This is a genomic window from Xanthomonas bromi (assembly GCF_900092025.1).
In the GTDB taxonomy this organism is placed as follows: Bacteria; Pseudomonadota; Gammaproteobacteria; order Xanthomonadales; family Xanthomonadaceae; genus Xanthomonas; species Xanthomonas bromi.
The window spans coordinates 1-5,993 of sequence record NZ_FLTX01000090.1 but is presented as its reverse complement, the minus strand read 5'-3'; the positions used below and the strand labels follow the sequence as shown (position 1 = coordinate 5,993).

Annotated in this window: 4 protein-coding genes; 3 read left to right on the top strand and 1 reads right to left on the bottom strand. The window is 63.7% G+C overall.

All coding sequences use genetic code 11. From position 1 onward, the window contains the following. The first annotated feature begins 107 nt into the window (after window positions 1-107). The 3 genes from XBLMG947_RS20225 to XBLMG947_RS20215 are packed head-to-tail and all read left to right on the top strand — an operon-like array spanning window position 108 to window position 5,247. Window positions 108-1,055 (top strand): DUF4123 domain-containing protein, encoded by a 948-nt coding sequence (locus XBLMG947_RS20225; protein ID WP_083993299.1) that lies wholly within the window; start codon window positions 108-110, stop codon window positions 1,053-1,055. Then, complete coding sequence (locus XBLMG947_RS23875; protein WP_245228278.1) at window positions 1,048-4,341, top strand: T6SS effector BTH_I2691 family protein; 3,294 nt, start codon at window positions 1,048-1,050, stop codon at window positions 4,339-4,341. Before XBLMG947_RS20225 ends, XBLMG947_RS23875 begins: the two co-directional genes overlap by 8 nt. A 6-nt stretch (window positions 4,342-4,347) precedes the next feature. Continuing rightward, a complete protein-coding gene (locus XBLMG947_RS20215; protein WP_065470324.1) occupies window positions 4,348-5,247 on the top strand; it encodes a DUF6708 domain-containing protein in 900 nt (299 codons plus the stop codon). Window positions 5,248-5,350: 103 nt separating this feature from the next. Here the strand turns inward: XBLMG947_RS20215 and XBLMG947_RS20210 are convergent. Further along, on the bottom strand, window positions 5,351-5,993 hold a 643-nt coding region (locus XBLMG947_RS20210; RefSeq protein ID WP_245228277.1), incomplete at its 5' end, for an integrase core domain-containing protein.

The following is a 5,993-nucleotide window of genomic DNA, read 5'->3' as shown; positions in this document are numbered from 1 at the left end:
GGCGACCAGCAATGCTGTCGTGCCCAACGCGACGTTGAAGCCCTGCCCGCAGGGCACCACAGCGAAGGCCGCTGGCGGCGCTGCGTACATCTAGGGGGCAAGAACACATGTTGGACGCCATCGCTAAACAGTTGGGCGAGCATCTGCAACGCGATGACGCGGATGCGTGCTTTCTTCTCATCGACCCCTTGCTGAGAGAGCCTTTTCCGGAAGATTGGCCAGCAGTCGCGGCCGCGGACGTTTGGGACGTCCCAATCAAGCATCCCAGCGTCTCCGGCACACAACGGCCGCGGCTGATCAGGCTGGACGCGCGCAACGTCGCGTTGCTCGAGGCCAGCGTCGCCGGTGCAGTGGAAGAGCAGCGCATGCCGACCGTCGAGGCAGCGCGTGGCTTCAGCATCGGGGGCTGGCTTTGGCTTGGGTCGCCGGCCGACCCCTCACAGCTGGCGCGTCACCTGGCCCGTTGCATGCAGTTGCGCGCCGGGCCGGGCGGAACGAGCAGGTTGATCCGCTGGCACGATCGGCGGGTGTTGGAATGGATGTGGCCGGCATTGTCCGATGAGCAACGCAGCAGATTGCTGGGGCCGATCCGCGCGTGGACCGTCCTTGATCGACGCAATCGCCTGGTCACCTATCAGACCAATTCGGAACGCCAGCCCGGCGCGCTGAGCTTGACCGCCACGCAGTGGGTCCATGGGGCATTGAACGAGACGGCGCAGGATCTACTGCGGGGCTGGATGTCCTTTGTCAATGAACTCCCCGCGGACTATCTTGCGCAGGCGCACAGCGCCGCCATCGCGGTTGACGCCGCCGGCGTGACCCACCGGCAGGACCGCATCTTGATGGCGGCCTATCTCTTTCAAGTTCACCTGCGCCTGCTCGACCACCCGCGGGTGCACTCGGCGGTGGCAAAGGCTATCGCCGGCGAAACGACGCTGGCGCAAGCGCTGGAAGACATTCCGGACCCCGAGGGCTGGAACCGGATTTGCGAGGAACTCAATCGCAGCGGCCGGCAGGCCGGCATCGACACCGATAAGGACATCCGACATGGCTGACGGTCAACAACCCACCTACACCTCCAACGCCCAGAAAGCCGCGGCGACGGCGCCAGCCGGGCAGGCGTCAGGATGCCCCGCCTGCGTGAAGGCCGGTCTGCCCTTTCTGGTGCTCAGGCCAGGGCTGGCGGACGCCGCCTACGCCGAGCCGAAGCAGCAGGCGTGCGCGGCGTTGCTGGACAATGATGTGGCGGGGCCGAAATTGAGCTTCGGCCGCTACGTGATGCGCACGTTGCGCGCCGGCTACCTGATGGTCTATTACGCGTCGCCGCACACGGCGGAATTGAAGGCGCACAAAGGGTGGCAGGCCTTCCAGGTGTCCGACGGCGGCTATCTTGCGCCCTACCCGCTGGACCTGATCGAGCACGCCGGCGCGAAAGCCGATAGCGCCTTTACCTGCCAGCGCACCGCGGCCTACGCCAGCGCGATGCTGCTGGTGATCCCCGAACCCAAGCACGCCGGCAAGGTCTGGGTGGGCTACAGCGATCATCCCTGGTCCAAGCCCGTGCGGGACTTCTATGCGTCGCACTCCAGCAAGCGCGACGCACGCATGACCATGATCGACGTTCCCAGCGTCGCCTGTTCGCGCTCCATGCCGCTGACGGCAGAAACGGTGGCAACGATCGTGGCCGACTACGACCCGTCTCCGCCCAAGAATCACTTGCTGGAGACGCCATACCCTCCGTTATCTCAGGGAAGGGAGGTCACTGGAACGGCCGGCGTCCGGCCCGAAACCGTCGCCCACTTGATGCAAGAGGCCCAGACGCTGGTCAAGGCGACCAAAGGGCAGTACACGCTCGATCAGCTGAAGATCGTCAGCGTGCCGGATGCCGTAGGCATGACGGCAGAAACCGCCACCGCCCGCCTGACCCAGTGCAACAGCGCCAAGCGCTGGCTCTACGACAAGAACCAGCAAAGCGAACAGCGCCCCTGGCGCCTGCAGACAGCGCTCAGCATCGAAGGGCTGCTGAAGGAGATCGACGCGCGCAACAACGCCGCCAGGCAGAACCTGCAGGAACTCAAGCAGCGCGGCATGGGCGGCAAGCAGGTCACGCGCGCCGAGTTCGACCGCATGCTCCAGAACAAGGAATTGCCGCCAGGCACCTATTTCCAGGAAAGCGGAAGGGTCACCGCAAGCGGCGAATACCTCCCGGATTTCGGCAACGGCACGATCGTCTTGCAGACCGAGCGCGGCCCGGACCAGGAAGCGGCCACGCTCAAGCAGCAAGTGCTCGACAAGCTCAAGGGCAAGGAGGGCGCGTATCCCTTCCGCGACTTCCTGCAGCGCTACACCGCATTGGTGGAAGCCGATGCCAACAAGCTCGCCCAGGTGGAGTTGGACCACCAGGTCTGGCTCCAGTCGGCGGCGCGCAAGCTGGTGACCGACAACGACTGCTCGCAGCAGGTCAGAATGGATGGCCTGCACTTCGCCAGCCTCGTCGCCGACATCACCAATGGTGGCGCGATGACCGACAAGGGCCTGGCGTGGTATGGCGATTTCCTCACCGACGATCCGGAACAGAAGGAAGCCCTGTTGACGCGGGCGCTGCTCGGCAACCAGGACGCGTTCCACAAGGCCTTCAAGGCAACCAAGCTGCACAAGGAGGCCAAGAACCTGTTCAAGCTGTTCGAGGACAGCAGCAAGGCGACCGACGGCCAGCTGCAAGCCGATCAGCGGCTGTTGAAGGCGTTCCCGTTCTACGACACCACCGTCGCTTCGCTGCCCACCTTGAAGACGCTGGCCGCCGCCGCCGGGCATCCGCTGATTACCGTTGCCGGCGGGGTCGCGCTGAGCATGGAAAAGAAACAAGCCTGGTCCGCCGCGGCGGGCGCCACGTTCGAGCGCTTGATGGCGGGGTTGCTGGAGGCGGCTGGCCCGGGCAAGGAGGCCAGCCAGATGGAGCTTCGCTTCGGCCAGGCGGTGCAGTTCTGGCAGATGGCCGGCGAGCGCCTGCGCCAGTCCAGCGCCGAAGCCGCCAGCCAGGCCGTCGAAAGCCTGCCGCGTCAGGCCGGCAAGGTGAAAAGCCTGGTCTTGGCCGGGTCGCTGGCGATGGCGATCAAGACGCCCGATGCACTGGCCGAGCAAGTGGTCAAGGTGTGGCGATTCGGCGAAGACGTGGGCCAGCAGACCGGCAAGGTCGCGACACGGGCAGGCAATGAACTCAAACTTTGGGGCGATGCCACCGCCAAGGCGTTGCGTGAAGGCTCTGCGGCCTTTACCGCCGCCGGCGGCGTCTTGCAGGCGTATGCGATCGCCAAGGCATTCCACACCTTGACGTTCGGGAGCGACAAAGAACGCCAGGTCGCCTCTGTGGGCCTGTTGGGCGCGGGCATGGGGCTGGCGGCCGTGACGTTGGAACTCGGCGAGGCGCTCTATAAGCAGGTGGACAAGGCCAAGGGGATCGATGCGGCCGTGGGCCGGGCGCGGGTGTTGAAGTGGACGGCGGGGCGGATTTCTGCGGCTGGGCTGGTGATTGATGCGGGGCTTTCTTTTGCAAATGTCTATTCAAGAAGTAGAACCGGTGACCGAGATTCGCAGTATCTTTACTTTGCTCAAGGAGCTTTTTTCCTAGGTGCTGCATATGCATCATGGATGGGAGCACAGGCAACATTTGCAGCTTCCGGCGTTGCCGGAGCCGGAGCGGCATCCGCGTCCGCGTCTGCGGCATCCGCAGGGGTGCTGGGCTTGTCCTGGACAGGGTGGGGCCTGGTATTGATCGGCCTGGGCCTGATGGCCGGCTATGTCGCAATGCGCCTGCAGGACACGCCGACGGAAGAGTGGGCGGCCAAGAGCATCTGGGGCGTGGCGGACGCCGACGCGAAGTGGGGTAGCCCCCAGCGTGAACAGGAAGAGCTCAACAAGATGTTGATGGGCATCCGTGTGGAGTTCGAGTACGGCACGGAGTGGATCAAGAGCCTGGGTGCATCCGCCGCCGCCGACACCCCCGGTGCCGTGGGCGAGGATGCCCGCCTCTGGTCCAAGACCGTGACGACCAGACTATGGATGCCACAAGACCTGCGCGGGCATCTGAACTATATGCTGGCCGTGGTGCTGTCGGATCTGAAGGGAGTTTCCACGACCGTGTATGCCTACAGCAATGGCCAGGGCACCATGCTGGCAAGGCTGGCTGGCGTGGACGATGCGCGGTTGCAATCGGAAGCCGACGTGGCGGTGATCGAGATCGGCGTGGATGGCGCGCGCTATCGCAGCGCGCAGTTGGAAGTGACCATCGGCGAATCGTCCGGTGAACGGCAAGTATTGGTGCAGCAGCTGGTGAACGGATAAAACGCAATGAATGAAGTCAAAAACCCGGCATACCGTGTGCTGTTGCCGGAGTGGCAGGGCGGCGAGCCGCAGTTCGATCTGCCGCCGGGTCAGCTCAAGCTGATGTTGAGCGCCACGCCGCATCGTGTCGCGCCGATAGATAAGCGGCAGCCGGTACATGAGCGCGCCAGCAGCTGTGAGTCGTTGGTGGCTGTGTACCCGAACGCAATTAGCATTGGTAGCATTTTGGGTTCGGGCATGGAACGCGGAGATGTTGGATTCGGCGGATGGATGACATTGCTGGGGGCGGCAATGTGTTTTTGGGTTGGATTTGCCACCGGCCTGGATCAAATCGGCACGTGGATTCTAGTTTTTCCTGTGGCCTCTCTTTTCTTAATCGGCGCCATTCACCTTTTGAAAGCAAGTTATTTACTCCCAAAAGACCAGCCTGTCCTATTTAATCGAAAAACAAGGCAGGTCACCTTCTCCCGCATCCGCCATTCCCCCTTCTGGAAATTCTGGATCATGCCGGGGTTTTTGCCGCCGCAGACCGTGGCCTGGGAGACGGTGCAAGCGCGCACCTATAAATTCAACCAGCTGATGGGCGAGACCATGCGCGACTCCTACCGGCTGGAACTGTGGGCACCGCACCCGGACGACCCTAGGACGCTCTATGCCCGCGAATCGATCGGCTACCTGGGCTGGTACGAAGACGAACTGCTGTGGCGGCTGTACGAGCATATCCGCCGCTACATGGAAGAAGACGGCCCGCCGATCCAGCCCGGCGAGACACTACGCAAGCGCCGCACTGGCCGCGATCTGGAGCCCTTTAACGAGGAAATCATGGCAACCCTCGGCGGCCCGGCGCTCACCCGCGAGCAGGTGGAGGAACTTGCGGCCGAGCAAACGACTACAGCGCACCCCTGAACATTCCGTGCGAGCACACCGGCGCGGCCGACAGCGCCACGCGCGGCACGCACACGCTGGTGCTGTCGGACCGACGTCCCCCCGTCCTGAGTAGCGACCGGGTTTAGAGTCCAGTGTTGATGATATCGGTATTGGCCAGCTGTTGGGCATACGCAGACGGCGTCATGCCACCGATTGCTTTCTTGGGTCGCTCCTCGTTGTATTCGCGTCGCCAGCGCTCGATCTCGGTGCGCGCATGCAGCAGTGTCGGGAACCAGTGTTTGTTGAGGCATTCATCGCGCAGGCGGCCATTGAACGATTCAACGTAGGCGTTCCGGTTCGGCTTGCCGGGTTGGATCAGCCTTAACTGCACGCCACGCGCATGCGCCCAGGTCACCATCGCCTTGCCGCAAAACTCCTTGCCGTTGTCCGTGCGGATCACCTGCGGCAAGCCGCGGCTGATGGCGAGCCGGTCCAGCACACGCGTCACGCCATGGCCCGATATTGCACGCTCCACCTCGATGGCGACCGCTTCATGCGTGGCGTCGTCCACGACTACCAGACACTTGATCGCCCTGCCTTCGGCGGTGCGGTCGAACACGGGGGGACGTCGCAGGTACAGGAAGCAAAGGCCCAAGCCCCAGTCGCGATACGTCGTCGTCAATCGCATCAGCCAGTCCGCGATCCGGCCGTTCTCGTCCGATGCCTTGGCCTGGTACCGATAGCAGGTCTCACTCACCTGGAAGGTCTGGCAGGCGTGCCGGATA

Bases quoted from the DNA above. Each gene is read 5' to 3' on its own strand.
- XBLMG947_RS20225 (WP_083993299.1), top strand. From the start codon at position 108: ATGTTGGACGCCATCGCTAAACAGTTGGGCGAGCATCTGCAACGCGAT.
- XBLMG947_RS23875 (WP_245228278.1), top strand. From the start codon at position 1,048: ATGGCTGACGGTCAACAACCCACCTACACCTCCAACGCCCAGAAAGCC.
- XBLMG947_RS20215 (WP_065470324.1), top strand. From the start codon at position 4,348: ATGAATGAAGTCAAAAACCCGGCATACCGTGTGCTGTTGCCGGAGTGG.